Source organism: uncultured Marinobacter sp., assembly GCF_913055835.1.
GTDB lineage: Bacteria > Pseudomonadota > Gammaproteobacteria > Pseudomonadales > Oleiphilaceae > Marinobacter.
The window spans coordinates 1-18,630 of the sequence record NZ_CAJXKQ010000030.1; the positions used below are offsets into that span (position 1 = coordinate 1).

The window sequence follows — 18,630 nt, forward strand, 5'->3', positions numbered from 1 at the left end:
ATCCATGGTGGCAACGAATCCTATGCGGTTGGCAATGGCCGTATTATCGCCGATTTTGAGACTTATTCAGAGTCTCCCTAACAAACACTCAACGCATGAGGCTGATCAACATGCCTTGGCCATGCGTGATTGGAGCGATAACGAATATCACCAAATTGATCGCCATTGCCGGTTCAGCGGAAATATATTTGATACGACTTTTGGAGAATTGATAAGCGTTACTAGCGAAACACTGGAAGCATCTTCATTAGAACAGATTGGAATTTCAGCTCCCGATAAAGTGCTTTTACTCCATGTGCAGTCTGAGAAACCCGTACTGCTTAACGGAGCTTTCTGTGATGCCTCCATTATTCACTACTCCTCCGCCATGCCCATCCATGCAGTTTCAGAAAAACCCGTTCACGCATATATAATCACAATTGATAAGCAACTTTTTTTCGACAACATGCGCGGATTAGAGACCACAAACCGGTTCTGCTTGCCGTTCGAAAATTTTATCGAAATTGGGCAAAATTTACACAATGATGTGACTAGCCGCCTAGAGCAAATTCTAACAATGTCACAGGATTCCTACTTTGAAGACTCTAGGATTTTTGAGACCCTTGAGGACCTCTTGGAGATATTATCAGTAATTTTCCTATCTGGACATAAATCTGCTCCTCCAAAGGGTTTATTCAGCAATCAGTCGTACGTTATTCAGAAATGTTGCCAGTATTTGCACAACAAAATATATGAAGAAATATCCGTTCAAGATTTATGTGATTACACAAGAGTTAGCCGTCGATCTCTTCAGAGCGGCTTTAACTCAATTTTCAAAATAAATCCCAAGGAGTATATAAAAGTAGTTCGTCTAAATAGAGCCCGCCAATTAATTATCCGAGATCCCTCTATCAAGATCCACAACGTCGCGCTTGAATCTGGATTCAATCATTTCGGGAGATTCTCTCAATATTACCAGGAATTTTTCGGTGAACCCCCGTCTCAGACCGCCACGCGAAGACGAAAAGAATACGAGCTTTTCTCCTCGTAATACAATCTTCTATCTATTAACCAAAAAGATTGGTTTCTGAGGGATTCAGCGATAAATATTCGTTTTTGCCGCTCGAATATGTACCTGTCATTTTTTCAAGGCCAAACCAATATCCTTTTCCAAAACTGGATATAAGAGTAGCCCTGCAAAAGTTAGATTGGTTAGTGTGTCTGTTTTTAGCAGCCAAAACAGAATGTCCGTTGCAAGCATTACGGCTATTCATTCTGACCTAAACTAATAAGACGATAGCAGGGAGGGATTATGTCCTCATTCGTAAAGACGCAAAGTGAATTAGAAGAGATTCAAGGAATTCTCTCACGCGGTCGGTGCACCGTAGAACAAATTGCAGTGGAGTTCGAAACCACTTTTGATTTTCTTAGGAGTGTACTGCCTCCTTGCTTCGATCTACCCGATGAACCAACGGCTATTGCAAGTGTGTCCAGGTGGCAAAGTGAACTGTGTGGAGAGTATGACTGCGGCATTATTTCTTTGAATTGCAAGTATAGAGATTTAGTGGGCTCAACAATGCTGGTACTCACTATTAGCGGTGATATGCCTTTCGCAATAGGCCGAGAAATGTGGGGCGAAGCAAAAAAAGTCGGTGAGGCTAAACTCTACAAAGATGGCAACGACTGTTATGCGTTCAGCGAAAGAAAAGGTGTCCGCTTGATCGAGATTGAAGCGGATCTTCATAAGGATTTAGGTCCTTCAGAGGCACAAAATTGGGACTTTGAGCTGAAGGCCATACCTCATTCCAGCGGTTGGGGTTTGCAGCACGATGTTGTAGTTAATTGCATGCAGAACCAAGAGAGGAATAGAGTTACGAAAGAGGGGCACGCCTCACTCAAACTTCGCGGCACCGATTGGGACCCCCTACATACGATCCCGATAGTTAAAACAGGCAAAGCCTTCTATACCGAAGGCGAGTCGAGTTGGACAGTTCCTAGAAGTGAAACTGTCGAAGGTCGGGATCAATACCTACCGTTTGTTTATGGTCAGAAATATGATGACTTCAGGCTTTTCAAAACCCCAAAACGGTTTTTAGCCTGAGTGAAGACATCACAGATCGGGTGGGCTTGTCTGCCAGAAACTAGTCACTCTGGCTCTACCTATTCAGGAATGGGTAGAGATTTTTCAGGGTGATTCTTTTCAGGAAAAAATCCGGATCGGCATCTCAAGGATGCCGATTCTACAAATCTGGACTTACCCCGATATCGCTGACGCCCGAGACCGTCAGCTACTAGAATTCTTGCGGAAGGGGGGTGTTAGATCAAAAAATGCTACGACATGATTAACGTGTGCACTACGCTCCACCCACCTGACGCATAATTTCAGATGCAGTTTGCCTCAGCTCTGAGAGCAATGTCTCCATCACGCCTTCCGCGTTCATGACCGGATCTGGCCCAGAAATATTAATGGCAGCGATCACCTGCCCGGTAAAATTCCGAATTGGCACCGCCAGCGCAGTCGAATGATCAGAATAGTGACGGGTCCAACCCTGTGCGCGCTCTTTCTCGCACAGTGCAATTAACTCGGGCATCGTTTGGGGTGCCGGTCGTGGGTAACCATCCAGCCTTTGGCCCTGGAAAAGACTCTGCAAGTCCCCTGGAGCCATCCCCATCAATAGCGCCCTGCCCATAGCGGTCGTATGCAGAGGAAAACGCGTACCGACCGGTACGTTAACCGAAACCCTCTGCAATGCTAATGCCCGAAACACATAAAGCACTTCTGTGCCGTCACGAACCCCAACATGACTAGACAGCGAAGTGCTGTCCCGAAGCCGAGTAATAAACGGGGCCGCTACCTCGACAATCTCACGGCTGGCGAGGTAACTGAAGCCTCGGGAAACCACTTGAGTGCCGAGCGCGTAGGTGTTGGTCCCGATCTTATTCAGGTATCCCATGGACGTCAGGGTCTGCACAATCCGGTAAATCGAGCTTGTGCTTACCCCTAGGCGATCGGCCATTTCCACCTGGCTCAATGCGCGACAATTGCTGTCAAACATCTCCAGGATACGCAAGCCTTTGTAAAGGGCCGGAACGGTATAGTCCTTTTCACTCAAGTGGTTTACTCCCTATCCCATCTGAGTCGCCAAATGATATCTCCCGATTCTATAGTTTCTGCCAAGGATAGCGAAAACCAAGCCACCAGAGATCAATAACAGCCATGGGCTGTGTGCCACCAACGACAATCCGGCCAAGCTCAGAACGGTTTTTTCAAGCTTCGATAGCGGCGCGCTGAAGAACCCGATGTAGGCAGCCGACAACGCTACGATACACAGGATGCCACTGATCATGGCAATCGAGAACTCATACCAGGTGAAATCAAGGAACAGCAGGCTAGGAGCATAGATGAACATCAATGGTACCAGTGCCTTGCCCATAGATAGCCTAAACGCTGTAACACCTGTCCGCATTGGATCCGAACCGGAAATGCCCGCCCCAGCATATGCAGCCAACGCGACCGGTGGCGTCACATCCGCCAACACACCGTAGTAGAAGATGAAGAAGTGCGAAGCCAACAAAGCGATCCCAAACTCATCCAGCGCTGGCGCCACAATAGAGGCCAAGATGATATAAGTCGGTGTTGTCGGGATCCCCGCGCCCATCAAGATACAAGCGAGAGCCACCAATAACAGTGCGATGAACAAGGTCAGGCTATTTTCGGTAACGAGATCGAAAGGCACGAACGCGGCCAGCGTGCTGCCAAAGTCATGAGCCAGGCCAACAATGGCACCGGAGAACTTGAAACCCAGCCCGGTCAGCGTGGTGACACCCAACAGGAAACCAACACAGGCGCAGGCGGCGGTAATGGCGATAGACTGCTTAGCGCCCTCTTCGAGACCATCGATCAACCGACGCGGCGTAAGTACACTCTCATGATCCAGCTTCCTGAAGCCTAAAGGCCGCAGCACCAAAGGAATGTAGGAACAGGCAATGGTCAGAATAATGCCCCAGAACGCAGCGAGAAAAGGAGTGAACTGCATTAACAACAAAGTCACCATAACAACGAGCGGAATTACTTGGTGCCAATGTTTTGCGAGTACGGCTCCTAGACGGGGAATCTGGTCAGCGGGCATGCCCTTAAGGTTCAGCCGACGGGACTCGAAATGAACCATGCAAAGCGTAGCCAGGTAGTGGAAAGCGGCTGGGATGATGGCGATGAGTATCAGCTCATTATAGGGCACGCCAAGCATTTCAGACATGACAAACGCAGAGGCGCCCATAATCGGCGGGGTGACCTGTCCGCCACAAGAGGATGCGGCCTCCGTGGCAGCGGCAAAACGGCCACTGAACCCGTACCTTTTCATCATCGGGATCGTGAATGCCCCGGTAGTAACGGTATTAGCGACTGGGGACCCCGAGATCATACCGAAAAAGCCCGACGAAACGACAGACACCTTTGCCGGACCTCCCGAGTAGCGACCAGCAACCAGAGTTGCCAGCTCAATGAACAATTGGCCAAGACCGGAGGCCTGAGCCAGTACGCCAAACAAAACGAAATGGTAAACATAGGTCGCCACCACACCAATGGCGATGCCATAGATACCTTCGGTGCCCAAGTATAAGTGCTCTACCAGACGGATAATGTCGTACCCACGGTGAGCCATTACACCCGGCAGATAGGGCCCAAACATGGCGTACAACAATGCCAGAACACCAATGATGGATAGCGACTCGCCCATGGTCCGGCGTGCGCCCTCAACCACCAGCATCACAGCGATGCCGCCCATTATGTAATCGAACGCTTTCGGGAAACCAACGTTGATAATGAAGATCTCTTCGAAGAAGACGATCAGATAAGCGGAGAAGCCGGCCCCCGCGAACATCAGCGGCCAGTCGATCCAACTAGGCTTATTCCGACCACCCAAAGCAGCAACTGGCAACGCCGACAACGCCATCAACCCGGCAAAGCCATAGATCCCCCACCCCCACCACGCTGGGATTTCGCCGGCCAGTGCCTGAACCAGCTGGTGAGCAATCAGTAGGTAAAACGCGCCGTATAGAAGGCTCAGCCCCATGTTAAGTTTGAAATGCTTAGGCGGTCGCCGAGGAAACACGATAAACAGCAGGCCCATGATAAAGGCCATATGCACGTTACGGTGGGTCACTTCATTCAGAAGACCGAAACCCGCTGTGTAAATATGGAAAACACTGAGGACGACGCAGGTGATCGTCACTAACGTTTTGAGAATGCCTGTCAGGTCCCGAAAATTCGATTCGTTATCGAACTTTTTAATCAGGTTGTCCAGATCCGCCTGATGCATTTCAGGCCCGCTGGATGACGAACGGTTGGCAGTCTGGCTGTTCGAATTGCTCATACCCGTTGACTCTGCGTTATTGTTGGCAGTTGGAGACCGGCGCAATCAGCAGCCCGCTGTCCGGCCATTGGTTAAGATTGATTGTGCTGTTGCCAGTATGCAGCCTGTTTTTAAACCGCTCGTCGGTGCGCACAATCAGGCGACCGATCTTACGATCCATTTCCAGGATGAACTGACCATTCCGTCGCTCAAATGACGTGGCATCTGGCTCATTCACCAGTGAGGGCAAACCCTGCCCGTGAGCAACAAAAATTTCTGCCGTCTGCTTGATCGCGAGATCGCCACCTGGGGATTTGATCAGGCGATAGTAGTCAGTCACTGGTGTCAGCGACACCGAGTGGATGAACGAGAGTTCAAACTCCCCATCAATCACGGGAACGCAAGTGAGCAACCTGCCCTCCCGATAATGACTGACCTCAAGGCCATCAGCCGAAAGATTACCGGCCGAGGTAAGGACCCCAGCCAGCAGCAGACGCAGAGCAGTCTTATTCAATGATGCCCTTTTCACGGAAATACTTTTCCGCACCAGGATGGAGCGGAATGGAAACTGACTGGAGCGCAGTCTCGACCGATATTTCCTTGCCCTTCACGTGGACCTTGCCAAGGGTATCAGTGTTTTCATAAAGCGCTTTGGTCACAGCGTAGGCGATGTCTTCTGGAAGATCCGCATGAGTTGCCCAAATCGCGCGGACAGCGATCGTTTCGATATCCTTATCGACGCCTTTGTATGTACCGCCTGGCAATACCGTGGATGTGTAGTATGGCTGGGTTTCCTGCAACTTCTTGATGGGATCGCCGGTCAGCGGAATGATGCTAATATCGTGACCGTTGGCCAGCTCGACAATTGACGCAGTAGGAGCTCCAGCAGTGATCAAAGACGCATCCAGGTTACCGTCCTTTATCTTCTCCGCAGACTGAGAGAAGGACGAGTAGTCCTCGTTCACGTCGTCACGGCTCATACCATGAGCCTCTAGCAGGTCGCCAAGCAACTGCCATTGACCTGAGCCGGGGGAACCGGAGCTGATGGATTTGTCTCCCAGGTCACTAAAGGAATTGAGGCCGGGCTGAGCCACTAACTGGACCGCTTCTGGGTAAAGGGCACCCAAAGCACGCAAGTTCTTTTGCGCCTTACCTTCAAACTGGTTCTTACCTTTATAGGCGGAATCGAGAATGTCGGCTGCCACGAAGGCAGACTCAATATCTCCACGACCAAGCAGACCAGCATTGGCCACTGACGCGTTGCCGGTTTCGGCAGTTGCAGAGAGTTTCTTGCCGGCGAGATCAGCATTGTTGGAAATCACTTGCGCCAGCATGCCACCGAGGGGGTAGTAAGTTCCGCCAGTTCCGCCAGTCGCAATGCCGAAAAACACTCGCTCTTGCGCTTGAACAGCACCAGCGGCTAGGCCGACTCCCAAGGCAGCAGACACAAGAATTGTCTTCAATTTTCTCATTTTTGTACCTTCCTTTTCTGTTTGAGCTTAGGGGTGCCGCCTCACAGACGGCGGTTAGGACACAGAATTGTGTCCGCCAGCAGAGCCGCTGTCTTAGCGGTCACGCCGGATTCATCGAATTCAGGGTTCAACTCGGAAATTTCTGCTAGCGGCATACCTTTCGGTAGTGAAGCAGCAATATGCTCCACCTCAGCAATTACTGCCTCAACTACTTCCAGGGGTACACCTCGTGCCGCTGGAGCGCTGACACCCGGTGCTTGGTAATGGGGAAGCACATCAAGATCAATGGTCAGATAGATCATGTCCAAGCCCTGACAAAAGTCGCGGACTTGTTTCAGCACCTCGGGAATATCCGATAGCCGCATATCCCGGTCCTCCCGGTAACTGACGCCTAACTCATCAGCCCGTTTGAAAAGAGAGTCGGTATTGCTCGTCCTTGCCAAACCGAGACAACAATAATGAAAGGCCTCGCGACCAAATTTCTCGGCAATTTGCGCAAACGGGGTACCTGATGATGGCCCCCTCTGACCTGTCATGCGGAGGTCGAAATGGGCATCCAGGTTGATAATCCCGATTCGAGTAGTTTTCGGGTCGAACCTGCGAGCGAGACCAGAAAAACTACCCCACGCTGTCTCGTGACCTCCACCTACTACCAATAGGCGACGAACCGATGGCAGCGCTTCAGCAACTCTCGACGCCAGCTCTTCCTGGCCCTGCTCAAGGGCATCACCCTCAACCTCGACAGTGCCAAAATCCCTTACAGAAAGGTTTGCGCCACCATGCCACGCCAAGTTTGCCAACTGACGCCGCAAGGCGGATGGCCCGGCGGCGGCGCCCAGTCGCCCTTTATTTCTCCGGACCCCCACATCGCAGGCAAATCCAAGCAGGCCAACTGTCGAACTGGAGCCATCCATTGATGAAGGAGACACCTTCTGGTGCCAACGGATCGCACCTGGACCCTCCTCCATATCTACCCGGCCTTCCCAATTTGATGCTGGTTTATACGTCACAATATGCTCTCAATAAAATTCAATATATGATCATATAAGCACATAAAAGTGACTCAATAAACATTCAAACGTCACAACTTGTTTACCTATGAAATTTGATTTCACCAGTGGATTTTTATTGCCAAAAACGAACCAACTTCTCACTTCGCGATAAGCCAAGATTCACAGCAATGAGTACAGTGGAAGACATACAAGAGGACGAGCCAAACAGAATGCAAAGAAGCGGGATTCAGACCCTGGACAGGAGCTACTCATTGCTTCAGCAAGTGATCAAAGCCGGCTACCGGGGTCGATCGGTATCTGAACTCGGAGAGGCTTCAGGGCTGAGTACACCAACTGTGTATCGACTGGTCCGGGCCCTGAAGGACTTAGGGTTGCTTAGGCAACCCCTTAGCCGTGGCCCTGTCTACCCCGGCCCAGGACTTCTGGGCTGGGGAGAACTTATTCGAGACGCCCTGGATAACTTTGCGCACATGCACCTGCTGGATATGGCCGAAACGCTGGGAGACAGCTTTTTCTTGATGGTGCCAGACGGCTTTCAGGTGTTGTGCTTGGATATAGTCGATGGTCAGCACCCAGCACGGAGCTATACCCGTCAAAAGGGAGACCGCATCCCCTTTGGAATAGGACAGGCTTCTATTGCGATATTGAGTTTCATGAGCAAACAGGAACAGGCGCACATCCTTGACCACAATGAACCAGCCTTCCTGCGAGCACGAGGCATTACACGTCGCCGTGTGGACGAAGCCATTGCCAACTGTCAGCACCTGGAAATTACTTGCGGCGTGGAAGACTCGGATCCACCGGAATTCACGGGCGTGGCCGTCCCGGTCTTTGGAAAGGATCGAAAACCAATTGCTGCACTGAGCTGTTGCCTCCGGCGCTCCCGACTGTCTGATGATCACTATAGAAGACTGACAGAAACACTCCTGACAAGCGCCAGAGCGGTCAGCCACAACCTTTTCGACCCGGTGGAATCCACCTAGTAAAAGAGTGAAAGCACGATGAGTACAAGCGGTTCTCCCTACCCTGTTTATCAACGTTCCTGTGGTTGGACAGAGGCTCCGAACCTGATCCGAAGGTATCCAAGACTCGCAAGCACGCAGTCGTGCGACGCGGTCATAATTGGCGCCGGTTATACTGGAATTGCTATTGCAAAACAGCTGGCAACTCGAAACCCGGACATGGACATCAGGATTCTCGAGGCAGAGACGGTAGGTTCGGGCTCTCCAGGGCGCAACTCAGGCTTCGTGCTTGAACATGCCTTCACCGCTGCCAATACAGCGGCTGCGAGTGTGCTTTATAAACTCTATCAAGCCACCCAAAATGAGATACGCGCGACCGCCTATCAGGGAGCCCAGACTCCAAAATCCCATATTTTTAAAGGTGCCGCGACACAAAGAGGGGAGAAGAATTTAGCAGGCTTAGCCCAGTTTCTTGAGAAGAGCGGTCAACCCTTCGAGTGGATGGACTCCGACCATATGAGGTCGATCACCGGTAGCAGCTATTATCGGGCTGGACTGAACCTACCCGGCAACAGCCTAGTTAACCCCTACGCGCTCATCTCCAACCTTGCCCGAAGCCTGCAACCCTCGATCACACTTTACGAGGAAAGTCCGGCTATCCACCTGTCGCAGGACTATTTGGGCGACTGGCTAATCGCAACCCCAGAAGGCTCGTTAAAAGCTCCAATGGTTTTTCTGGCGAACAACGCGTTTGCAGCCTCTCTGGGAGTCGGAAATGCATACAGCGTAAAAATCTTTACCTATGCCGGCGTCACTCCCCAGCTTCCAGCTGACCTGTTTGCATCTCTCGCACCCGAAGGTCATTGGGGCCTGCTGCCGGCTCATCGACTCGGCTCTACTCTCAGAACTACCGAGGACGGTCGCCTCCTGATACGCGGCTTCTACGGCTATGAACATGAGGGCAATGATTCGACTCGCGGCTACCTGGAGCACAGTCTTTTTAGCCGCTTTCCGGAACTACGCAGCTACGGACTGGAGAAATGGTGGGGCGGCACCACCTCACTGACAGCGAATGGCGCTCCACTCTGGGGACAAATCAAGAAAGGCTTGTTCGCCTCCATAGGCTGCAACGGTGTCGGCATCCTCAAAGGAACCCTTCTCGGCCAAAAGTTGGCCAACCTGGCGACAGGGCAACCCAACATGGACGTGCAGGGACTCATGGGCAAGCCAGGCTGGATGCCGCCGGAGCCGATACGGCAAATCGGATTCAATATGGTCAGCGCCGTAGAGCGGCGCTTGGCAGGCGCTGAACGTTAACCGCAGACCTTCAAAGGAAACCTTAAGATATGATCAAAACGGTAAAAACCGATCTCTACCAATCACCCTCCCCCCTTGAGTGGGCAACTATTGGCAACGGCATACTGTTCACCGCCCAGATTCCAATCGATAACCAGGGGCAGGTTGTTCCCGGCGGCATCGAGGCCCAGACACATCAAACTATGAAGAACCTATGCCATACACTCGACTGCGCCAACGCCAGTCTAACGGATGTCACTCAGGTTATGATTTACGTTACGGACAGGGCTTTCCTGCCAGCTGTTAACAAAATCTACGGAGAGTACTTCAAAGAACCTTATCCCAATCGAGCCGCTGTGGTGGTTGCCGGGTTAGCGCGAGAAGAAATGTTTGTTGAACTGGTGGTTTATGCTGCTATTTCAAAATAAAAAAATAGAGTTTCTGCGTTAGCCATACCATTAAAGATTTCAACCCAGGCCGTTCAACGGCCTGCTCTACCTCAACCTGACCTCAAACCCTGTTTGGCAGACTGGCGTCTTGTCCAGTTCATCGTTTTACCGGTACCACGATTCACTGGAAGACCTGAAGCCATGGGAATATCTGGTGGAATACCGACGGACGGAAAACTCTAATCAGCGGTGCAACTGAAATAGGGATGTTTACAGTCTATATGGCAGTGTCAACGGGAACTATATTGGCGGAGCTTATTCAAAACACTGCGTGCGTTGGTGAAGATCGTCGCAGACTTGGCAAGCGCGAGAACCGTGAGAGGACCGCCTTTGACCTTGGCGTGACGCGCAAACAGATAATTAATCGACAGCTGGTCATCGTCGAACACGACCATCACATCTTGGAGCTCATGGATATCAGCAAAGGTGAACCCTTTTTTCTGCCTTATCCTGGAGAGACTCACATTCTCTAAGTACGGCACATGCGGGCCATCCGGCCAAACTTTGAAGGCATCAACCCAGATTGTTTCGGCCAATTGGCCGCCCCAGTTCGTGCGCAACCGGTGAATGATTCCTTCGTGTCTATTCTTGGATAATCGCGAGTTTAAACTACCTCGGTACTCGAATAAGCGTTTCAAAACACTCGGAGAGGCCGTGTATATGCTCGTGCTCTCACTGATGGAAAGCACCGTTAGAGGGTGTTTTTTTATGGACTGATGCCAAGCAAACAGACGGTTGATCGACGGATCGTCACCGACTGTGGTTACCAGAACATTGTTCGCCACCGGAAGGTCGACCATCGTGAAACCATTTCTTCGGCGAACATTGGTGACCGGCATGTTCCTGAGCATTATCGATCTATCACCCTCGGGCTTGGCGTAAAAGTGATGAATTCGAAGAAGCTCAGGTAAGGGTGCTTCCAAACCTGCACGAAGCCGCTCTAACAATGCCTTGTGCTCCGACGCCTCTTGCTGGCACACCGACTCATCCAGTTCCCATTGAAGTCGCGCCACCTCACTATCACATCCAAAAGACAACCAGTGTCGCGGAGCGTTGAAGGTAACCAAATCACGAATTGCTTCCGGGCTGATTCCCCGTCGAGGTGCTGTTGAAAGATCCACCTCAAGAACTGCCAGATTCTGGTCCTTCATCGCCTGCTGTTTCTTAGGAGGAACCGCGTGAGTGACCTTTATCTCAATGAAGAAGGTTCCGAACGCTGTGTTGACCCGAGCATCGGGTCGAAAGGGAGAGATCTCAGGCACAAGCGGCTCGACGGCACCAGACAATCGTTCAACATTTCTTGCGCCCAAAGTGTGCATTAAATGCCTGCGCTGGAATCGACCGGTAATGCCAATCTCTTGAGAGGTCGAGACAACCTGAATGTTACGCTCTGGAATATACAGATGACGAATAACGTGGGCCGCTATGAACTTAGCGCTCAAATGAAGAGCCGATTCCTGGCAGCGACGAATGTCAGGTGGAAGAACAGCGTGGGCAAAGTGGTGTGCCATCTTCGGGCCTTTCTTGGCCACTAGATCTGAACCGCACTCCGGACAACGGCATTTACAGGCCTTGCCCGAGACAACCTCTGAGATGAAACGCGGCTCGTCTGTAATGCGGTCCAAGCCAGTAAGGATGCCCTCATCATGTGACATTACACCGACTACCTTTTCCCAACACTGGTCGCTTCTACTAGTAGTGATATTAACTCATGATTGAGAATTCTCAGAGCTGCCCCCTTTAGCTCAACTGTTTTCAGTTCAGCGATGGTCAGCGGTGACCCTGACCCGGTATTAGGTCCATCCAGAGTTGGAAAAATCCGGCTCCAATTGCTTCTGCTTTCTTCGTGAAACCGCATGTTCTTTACGACTACGACTTGAATCCGACGTCACAAGTAGATCGGCACCTGCCTTTCACTACCCTCTCGCAGACCTAAATAACTTTTGTGAAATATCTATATTCTATTTCGATATAGATGAATCATATTCCAGATATTTAATTCAAATATTTGTTCTCTCCCCCGAACAACCACATGATTTTCTGCACAATTCGATGCAACCTAATAAATCACCAAAATCGCACTTATGCGTACAATACCAAATCATGATGTCCTTTAAAATTTTTTATCTATCTGTTTTATATGTATTTAAAATGATACACAACTCACTTTTTGTTAGAAATTTGAGGATCATCAAGTTCGGTGCTAAATCTTGGTTACCTGTTTGCTTAGACAGGGAGCGACTTACCATAAAGACAAAAAGGAAGAGGATTTATGACTTATCTAGGAAGGCGAAATTCATCATGGCTGCTAGCAGGGGCAGTTGCATTGGCATTAACAGGGTGCAATGACAGCGACTCCCCTGTGAGTCCACCGCCGGATGAAACCGAAACTTCGAACATCACGATTAAAAGAGACAACTACGGTGTTCCGCACGTTTACGCGGACAGCACCTATGGCCTTTATTACGGCTACGGCTACTCGCTTGCACAAGACCGACTGTTTCAAATGGAGATGATCAAACGATCTGTTCTTGGCACAGTTTCGGAAGTATTAGGTGCAGATTATCTGCCTCTAGATCGGTCCTCACGCTCAGGATTTGATCCAGATTCGATCAAGAGTCAGCTGCAAGAGCTCTCCGAAGAAGATCTCGATATCTTCAAGGGCTACGCTGACGGGTTTAACAAGCGAATCGAAGAGGTCAATGCGAACCCTTCAGAGCTACTTCCTAAACAGTTTACAGATTTTGATTTTACGCCAGAAAAATGGACAGCTTTCGACGTAGCCATGCTCTACGTTGGGACCATGGCAGGGCGTTACTCTAATAGCTCCAGTGAAATCCGAAATTTGTCATTACTCAAAGATTTACAAGCCGAATTAGGCGATTCAGATGGGCTCGCCATGTTCAACCAGCTTCGTTGGCTTGAAGACCCTCTAGCTCCCACCACCGTTCCGAGACAACCAGGTGTTAACAGTTTCGGAAGTGCTGAAGTTGAAGAAAACGACGAACTAATGTCCTCCACCGAGGGAGTAGAAGAGAGCCAAGCAGTTTATAACTCTCTAGCTCCGGTATCTGAAAGCCTTCTTACGGCCTCCAGCGTCCAAGAAGCTGCGTTCAAGGGGATTGTCACCCCCGACGATAGACCAGTGGCCAGCAATCTTTGGATCATCGGCCCTAATCGCACCGCAGATGGTTCGACCATATTTAATAATGGTCCACAGTTCGGTTGGTTCAATCCAGCATATACGTACAGTATCGGGCTGCATGGAGCTGGTTATGACGTCACGGGAAATACCCCTTTCGCCCTCCCTGTTATCTTATTTGGAACAAACAACCAGATCACGTGGGGCGCAACTGCTGGTCCATTGGACGTGAATGACTATTACCAATTGGAACTAAACCCATCCAATCAGTATCAATATTACTTTGATGGCGAATACCTCGACATGGACAAGCGAACCGAGGTTATCAGAGTAAAAACTGATGGAGGGTTTGAAGAGGAAACGCTAGATATCTATTACAGCGTTCATGGTGTAGTTACCAGTTTCGACTCAGATAACAATACTGCCTATGCGTTCAAGCGCAGCTGGACCGGATATGAAATTCAGTCTCTCATGAGCTGGATTCATTCTATGAAAGCCCAGAACTGGGATGAGTGGCTCGCCGAGGCCGAAGACGTCGCCACAACCATTAACTGGTATTATGCTGATGTCGAAGGAAATATTGGATATGTTTCCCCTGGCTACCTCCCTATCAGGCCGGAAAGTCAGGATATTCGGCTTCCAGCTCTAGGTGATGGATCCATGGAATGGCAGGGCATTCGTCCATTCGATGAAGTACCGAAGACCTATAACCCTGGTCAAGGCTACATCGTAAACTGGAATAACCAATCCACCCCCGGTGAAGTAGGACTTGGTGATGGTGCCAACTGGTCTGCCGTAGATCGAGTGAATGAGTTTATCGATCGCATTGAGGCAAAACCTGTATTGACGCCAGACGAGGTTTGGGATCTGAACCGGCAAACAGCTCTGTCCGACACCAATGCACGTTACTTCATTCCGTACATTGTCGAGTCAGTTCAGGAACTGCCAAATGATGATCCAGTGAGGCTGGCAGCAGACTCACTTTCTGAATGGTCCATGCTAAACACCAATCCGGACTTTGATGGCTTTTACAACGAGCCTGAAGCAACACTGTTCAGAAAATGGCTAACAATCGCTTATGACGCCGTTCTTGCTGACGACATCCCGCAATTCGCATATTCATCTAATCCAGGGTATCCAGTAGAGACCGCTGGGGGCAGCGTTCGCCCCGGTCAAAGCAGTAAATATCTATATAACGCCTTACTCGGTGAAGATGCGGGGGTTGCACAAACTTTCGATTTCTTTAATGGGGCAACTTATGACGAAAAACTCACGATCGTAAGAGAGTCGCTCGTAGAGGCAATATCTCAGCTGGAACAGGAATATGGCACGGACCGAGCCACTTGGCTCACACCAGCGGCCGTTCATCGTTTCAGTACTCGTAACTTCTTGGGTGTGCCTCAAGCGAACCTGTCAGAACAGTTGGAGCTCCCAACGTACATGAATCGTGGTACCCAGAATCATCAGGTAATATTCGATGACTCGGGCAATACCGAGATGTGTACAGTTGCACCTCCTGGTCAGAGTGGCTTCGTTGCACAAGATGGCACCAAAGGCCCGCATTATGATGATCAGCTGATTCTATTCCGGGATTGGGGCTGTAAGGCTGAATACCTGAACCCTCAGGGTGTCGACGAAAATAAAGAATCAGAAATACAGCTTGAGGTAAGCCGCGTTCAATAACGTTTAGCTCACTCAACGTACTAGATTCTTTAAGATCCGGAAGGGGCTCCATAGATTTGGGGCCCCTTCTTAATTACTGTCACTCCGAACCCTCTTAAACATCCACAGGTAACACAATTAACGCTTTACCTCCCTTCTTTTCGGTGCTAAATCTGTCTCCTTGGCTCGATAAGCTGATGTTTTAATTTATCTTTTTTGGAAAATCTCATGCTATCCGTGGAAAACCATGAGAAATCTCGCCTAATCATGGTCACCTCAAATTCAATTTTTGGTGACCCTACCGCAAGTATCTGATTTCAAAAACCTCTGAATCTCACCTTAGCGTTGGACTGACACCAGTTAGGGGAGCCCGGGCGGGAAATGGCTTCCGAAAATGCTCGGAGCCAGGGAAGGCGGAGAGCAAGCGTACATGGATGTACTCGCAGCGGTTTTCGGAAGCCATTTCCCGCCCGGGCTCATGCACCCAAAGTTGAGGAATTGAGGAGAAAACATGTCAGGAAAAACCGTAAACAGCGCCATCCTTCTGCTGGTGATCGGCAACGCCATGGCATTGATCTCTGACGTATTCATCAAACTGCTTGAACCCGGCGCCCCGGTGTTCCAGTTTGCCTTCCTGCGCTGCCTGATTACCCTGGCCTTCCTTTTGCCACTGGCAAAACAACTGGACCGGAAAAACCTGTTCGCCGGCTTGAAAATCCACACCTTCCGGGCCCACGTTCACCTGGCTGGCATCCTGTGCATGGTGATCGCCCTGGGCAATCTGCCGCTGGCCACCGCCAACGCCGTCTTCTACGCAGCGCCCATCCTCGTGATGGTGCTCTCGGTGTTCCTGTTCCGGGAAAAACTCACGCCCCTGAGCGTCACCGCCGTGTTCAGCGGCTTTGCCGGCATCGTGCTTATCCTTCGGCCGGTGGAATTCAACTGGGCGGCCGTGGCCGCGCTTGCCTCTGCCTTTGCCCTGGCCATCAACGCCGTGCTGGTCCGGAAACTGCCAAAACAGCAGAGCACCGTCCACAAACTGTTCCTGAACTACCTGCTGATTCTGCCAGCGGCCGGGGCCCTGGCCTGGTGGGAAGGCGCCCAATGGGATTCAGGCATCCTGATCGGCGCCATGGGCTCTGCCCTGTTCATTCTGGGCTACAACATCACCGTCTTGCTGGCCTACCGCCAGGTGGATGCCAACCAGGTCACCAGTGCCGAATACACCGGTCTGATCTGGGCCGTCGCCATTGGCTGGATCTGGTTCGGAGAGGTGCCCGACCTGTGGTTCCTGGCCGGCAGCCTGATGATCGTGGTGCCCTTGCTGCTGATTGGCCTGCAGCATCGGCGCAAGGAACCGGCTAGAGGCTTCAATCCGGCCCCGGAGCAACGGGCGGCTCCGGAACCGGGGTGGCCTGCTCAGCGCCGGGAAGAGTCAATGAGTACCGAAGTATCGTAAATGATCCGGCCAATCCGGGCCTCTGGCGGCAGGCCATCGCCGTAACCCAGCTTGATGCGGTAATGGCCTGAAGGGTGGCGATGCCAGTCGCGTCGCCGGTCATGCCTGTCACGATAGACATCCCGCTTGTGCTTCTTACCCCATTTGCGTTTATCGCCATGGTACCGATGACGATCATAGCGACCATGGTGCTTGCGGTCCCATTTATGCTGCTTGTAATGACGGGGCTTGTGATGGTGGCGTTTATAACGGTCGTCGCGGTAATGGGCCTGCAGGAACTTTTTCTGTTGGCCCGGAGGTAATGCACTTCCCCGCTCGTGGTGCTGTTGCCAGCCATGACCACGGCGGTCATCGTCGTCGGCCATCACCGGAGCGGACACCATCAGAAATGTCGTTACCAGACTTCCGATCAACAATCGCTTCATGATGATTCTCCCGTTCTGTTCAGAGACAGATCTCGCATCCGGGCCCAGTGCCGGATGCCTCTGAACCCAGATTATCGAACCGGGAGAGAATGTCAGCGCCCCGAAGCGGGCTTTGCAGGATCTTTACGAAACGCCGTGCCTGCTTGACGTTCTAGTGTCCGTTCGTGTCGTTTTCGGAGGCAGACTTGAGGTGGGATTCAATGGCAAAGGTGTGTGGGCAGTCTGCACCAAGCGCCCGGAGCGATTCAGCGAGTCTCAGCAGATACTCGGCATTGGGACCGCTCGGGCCTGAGGCAGAGGCGATCTGGCGGGCAATATCGGCATCGGGGGCATGGCCGAGGAAGGCCTCGTTGTCTTCGGTGGCAATGTAAACCAGACCCTCGGCATGGCTGCCATCGTCGAACGTCAGCTTGGTGCTCAGGCGTAGATAACCGTTCTTTTCACGGACATCCAGGTGCTCGAAGACATTGGGCGAGACCCTGAAGGCCATGCCTTTGCAGACAGCCTCCGGCTTCTCGATCAGGGTGACCACCCGGCCCGGCGACTCTGGCGTGCCCCGGTGATCGTGGGAACCCTGCCAGAACCGCCGCTCCCAGCCGCGAATCGACGCCGGGCGTTGCTCCAGGAAGGGAAAATCGACCTTGTAGATCAGGGAGCCATAACCAAACAGCCACACCGACTCGACGCCGGAGAAATCGTATCGTTTGCGATTGTGCTCAATGGTATTGGCAGACATCAGACACCCTGCAGCAAAAACCTGTCCCGCGATACTCTAGGTGGAGGCAATGAAACCCGCAATGCCCGTCAGCACAATTTCCGCCGCCATGGCCGAGAGAATCAGACCACTGATCTTGGACATGATGTTCAGGCCGGTCTTGCCCAGTACCTTCTCGAGGTAACCCGACAGGTGCAGCAACACCGCCAGGATAAGCAGGCTGGAAACCAGTCCCAGCAGCCCGCCGGCCACTTCGGAAACCCGGCTCAGCTCCGCACCGTAAACCATGATCGCACCAATGGTGGCCGGGCCAATCATCACCGGAATGGCCAGTGGCACAACGGCAATGTCATCGCGATCTTCATCCGGCAAACCGGTGGCGTGATTCCGAGTGCCACTGGTCACCAGGCTGATGGCGGTCAGGAACAGCAGACTACCGGCACCGATACGGAAAGAATTAAGAGTAATGCCGATAGCGCTGAACAGCAGCGGACCGGCAAAGAACAGGATCACGCCCATCAGAAAGGCCGAGACACAGGCACGTCGGATAATCGAGGTCTTCTCGGTTGCCGGCAGCCCGCGAGTCAGCGCCAGGAACATGGTCACCACGAAAAACGGCGCCAGCAGGAACAAAAAGCGAATGGTGCTGCTGACGTAGGTAGAGAAGAAGGTTTCAAGCATTCCGGATATTCCAGCGGTCAATGA

16 protein-coding genes are annotated in these 18,630 nt (G+C 51.5%); 7 read left to right on the forward strand and 9 right to left on the reverse strand.

Annotated features, from left to right (window positions below):
* The coding region (locus QZ534_RS14685) for a helix-turn-helix domain-containing protein (protein ID WP_296935360.1) at positions 1–1,030 on the forward strand (1,030 nt) is incomplete at its 5' end.
* 261 nt (positions 1,031–1,291) lie between these two features.
* Entirely contained in the window at positions 1,292–2,080 is a 789-nt protein-coding gene (locus QZ534_RS14690; protein ID WP_296935362.1) for an acetoacetate decarboxylase family protein, read from the forward strand.
* Positions 2,081–2,333: 253 nt separating this feature from the next.
* Here the strand turns inward: QZ534_RS14690 and QZ534_RS14695 are convergent, their stop codons facing one another.
* From QZ534_RS14695 to hutG, 5 genes are read right to left on the reverse strand one after another with little or no spacing between them, the layout of a single operon-like run.
* Positions 2,334–3,092, reverse strand: a complete 759-nt coding sequence (locus tag QZ534_RS14695) for an IclR family transcriptional regulator (protein ID WP_296935365.1) — start codon at positions 3,090–3,092, stop codon at positions 2,334–2,336.
* A gap of 12 nt (positions 3,093–3,104) precedes the next feature.
* Entirely contained in the window at positions 3,105–5,351 is a 2,247-nt protein-coding gene (locus QZ534_RS14700) for a TRAP transporter permease (protein ID WP_296935367.1), read from the reverse strand.
* A gap of 16 nt (positions 5,352–5,367) precedes the next feature.
* Positions 5,368–5,844, reverse strand: coding sequence for a DUF1850 domain-containing protein (locus QZ534_RS14705; protein ID WP_296935370.1), 477 nt, complete (start codon positions 5,842–5,844; stop codon positions 5,368–5,370).
* Entirely contained in the window at positions 5,837–6,802 is a 966-nt protein-coding gene (locus QZ534_RS14710; RefSeq protein WP_296935372.1) for a TAXI family TRAP transporter solute-binding subunit, read from the reverse strand. The genes QZ534_RS14705 and QZ534_RS14710 overlap by 8 nt, the downstream gene beginning before the upstream one ends.
* A 41-nt stretch (positions 6,803–6,843) precedes the next feature.
* Positions 6,844–7,812 carry a formimidoylglutamase gene (gene hutG, locus QZ534_RS14715; RefSeq protein ID WP_296935373.1) on the reverse strand — a complete coding sequence of 323 codons (969 nt, stop codon included), beginning with the start codon at positions 7,810–7,812 and terminating at the stop codon, positions 6,844–6,846.
* Between the two features lie 212 nt (positions 7,813–8,024).
* On the opposite strand from hutG, the gene QZ534_RS18905 reads away from it, so the two are divergent.
* The 3 genes from QZ534_RS18905 to QZ534_RS14730 are packed head-to-tail and all read left to right on the forward strand — an operon-like array spanning position 8,025 to position 10,501.
* Positions 8,025–8,798: an IclR family transcriptional regulator C-terminal domain-containing protein gene (locus tag QZ534_RS18905; protein WP_366935824.1), complete on the forward strand. Its 774-nt coding sequence runs from the start codon at positions 8,025–8,027 to the stop codon at positions 8,796–8,798.
* Between the two features lie 18 nt (positions 8,799–8,816).
* Complete coding sequence (locus QZ534_RS14725) at positions 8,817–10,094, forward strand: FAD-binding oxidoreductase (protein ID WP_296935378.1); 1,278 nt, start codon at positions 8,817–8,819, stop codon at positions 10,092–10,094.
* A 29-nt stretch (positions 10,095–10,123) separates the two neighbouring features.
* A complete protein-coding gene (locus QZ534_RS14730) occupies positions 10,124–10,501 on the forward strand; it encodes a RidA family protein (RefSeq protein ID WP_296935380.1) in 378 nt (125 codons plus the stop codon).
* Between the two features lie 251 nt (positions 10,502–10,752).
* Here the strand turns inward: QZ534_RS14730 and QZ534_RS14735 are convergent, their stop codons facing one another.
* Positions 10,753–12,177 carry a hypothetical protein gene (locus QZ534_RS14735; RefSeq protein WP_296935382.1) on the reverse strand — a complete coding sequence of 475 codons (1,425 nt, stop codon included), beginning with the start codon at positions 12,175–12,177 and terminating at the stop codon, positions 10,753–10,755.
* Positions 12,178–12,794: 617 nt separating this feature from the next.
* Here QZ534_RS14735 and QZ534_RS14740 point away from each other — a divergent pair.
* Both QZ534_RS14740 and QZ534_RS14745 read left to right on the forward strand, forming a co-directional pair.
* Positions 12,795–15,347: a penicillin acylase family protein gene (locus tag QZ534_RS14740; RefSeq protein WP_296935384.1), complete on the forward strand. Its 2,553-nt coding sequence runs from the start codon at positions 12,795–12,797 to the stop codon at positions 15,345–15,347.
* Between the two features lie 490 nt (positions 15,348–15,837).
* Entirely contained in the window at positions 15,838–16,785 is a 948-nt protein-coding gene (locus QZ534_RS14745; RefSeq protein WP_296935385.1) for a DMT family transporter, read from the forward strand.
* Here QZ534_RS14745 and QZ534_RS14750 read toward each other — a convergent pair.
* From QZ534_RS14750 to QZ534_RS14760, 3 genes are all read right to left on the reverse strand, one after another.
* The gene (locus QZ534_RS14750; protein WP_296935386.1) at positions 16,746–17,210 is read right to left on the reverse strand and encodes a hypothetical protein; all 465 of its coding nucleotides are present in this window, start codon (positions 17,208–17,210) and stop codon (positions 16,746–16,748) included. The two genes, QZ534_RS14745 and QZ534_RS14750, sit on opposite strands and share 40 nt — an antisense overlap.
* Positions 17,211–17,361: 151 nt before the next feature.
* A complete protein-coding gene (locus tag QZ534_RS14755) occupies positions 17,362–17,946 on the reverse strand; it encodes a gamma-glutamylcyclotransferase (protein WP_296935389.1) in 585 nt (194 codons plus the stop codon).
* 36 nt (positions 17,947–17,982) lie between these two features.
* Positions 17,983–18,606 carry a MarC family protein gene (locus tag QZ534_RS14760; protein ID WP_296935392.1) on the reverse strand — a complete coding sequence of 208 codons (624 nt, stop codon included), beginning with the start codon at positions 18,604–18,606 and terminating at the stop codon, positions 17,983–17,985.
* Positions 18,607–18,630 lie beyond the last annotated feature (24 nt).

Bases quoted from the DNA above. Each gene is read 5' to 3' on its own strand.
- QZ534_RS14690 (WP_296935362.1), top strand. From the start codon at position 1,292: ATGTCCTCATTCGTAAAGACGCAAAGTGAATTAGAAGAGATTCAAGGA.
- QZ534_RS14700 (WP_296935367.1), bottom strand. From the start codon at position 5,351: ATGAGCAATTCGAACAGCCAGACTGCCAACCGTTCGTCATCCAGCGGG.
- QZ534_RS14710 (WP_296935372.1), bottom strand. From the start codon at position 6,802: ATGAGAAAATTGAAGACAATTCTTGTGTCTGCTGCCTTGGGAGTCGGC.
- QZ534_RS18905 (WP_366935824.1), top strand. From the start codon at position 8,025: ATGCAAAGAAGCGGGATTCAGACCCTGGACAGGAGCTACTCATTGCTT.
- QZ534_RS14725 (WP_296935378.1), top strand. From the start codon at position 8,817: ATGAGTACAAGCGGTTCTCCCTACCCTGTTTATCAACGTTCCTGTGGT.
- QZ534_RS14730 (WP_296935380.1), top strand. From the start codon at position 10,124: ATGATCAAAACGGTAAAAACCGATCTCTACCAATCACCCTCCCCCCTT.
- QZ534_RS14735 (WP_296935382.1), bottom strand. From the start codon at position 12,177: ATGTCACATGATGAGGGCATCCTTACTGGCTTGGACCGCATTACAGAC.
- QZ534_RS14740 (WP_296935384.1), top strand. From the start codon at position 12,795: ATGACTTATCTAGGAAGGCGAAATTCATCATGGCTGCTAGCAGGGGCA.
- QZ534_RS14745 (WP_296935385.1), top strand. From the start codon at position 15,838: ATGTCAGGAAAAACCGTAAACAGCGCCATCCTTCTGCTGGTGATCGGC.
- QZ534_RS14750 (WP_296935386.1), bottom strand. From the start codon at position 17,210: ATGAAGCGATTGTTGATCGGAAGTCTGGTAACGACATTTCTGATGGTG.
- QZ534_RS14755 (WP_296935389.1), bottom strand. From the start codon at position 17,946: ATGTCTGCCAATACCATTGAGCACAATCGCAAACGATACGATTTCTCC.
- QZ534_RS14760 (WP_296935392.1), bottom strand. From the start codon at position 18,606: ATGCTTGAAACCTTCTTCTCTACCTACGTCAGCAGCACCATTCGCTTT.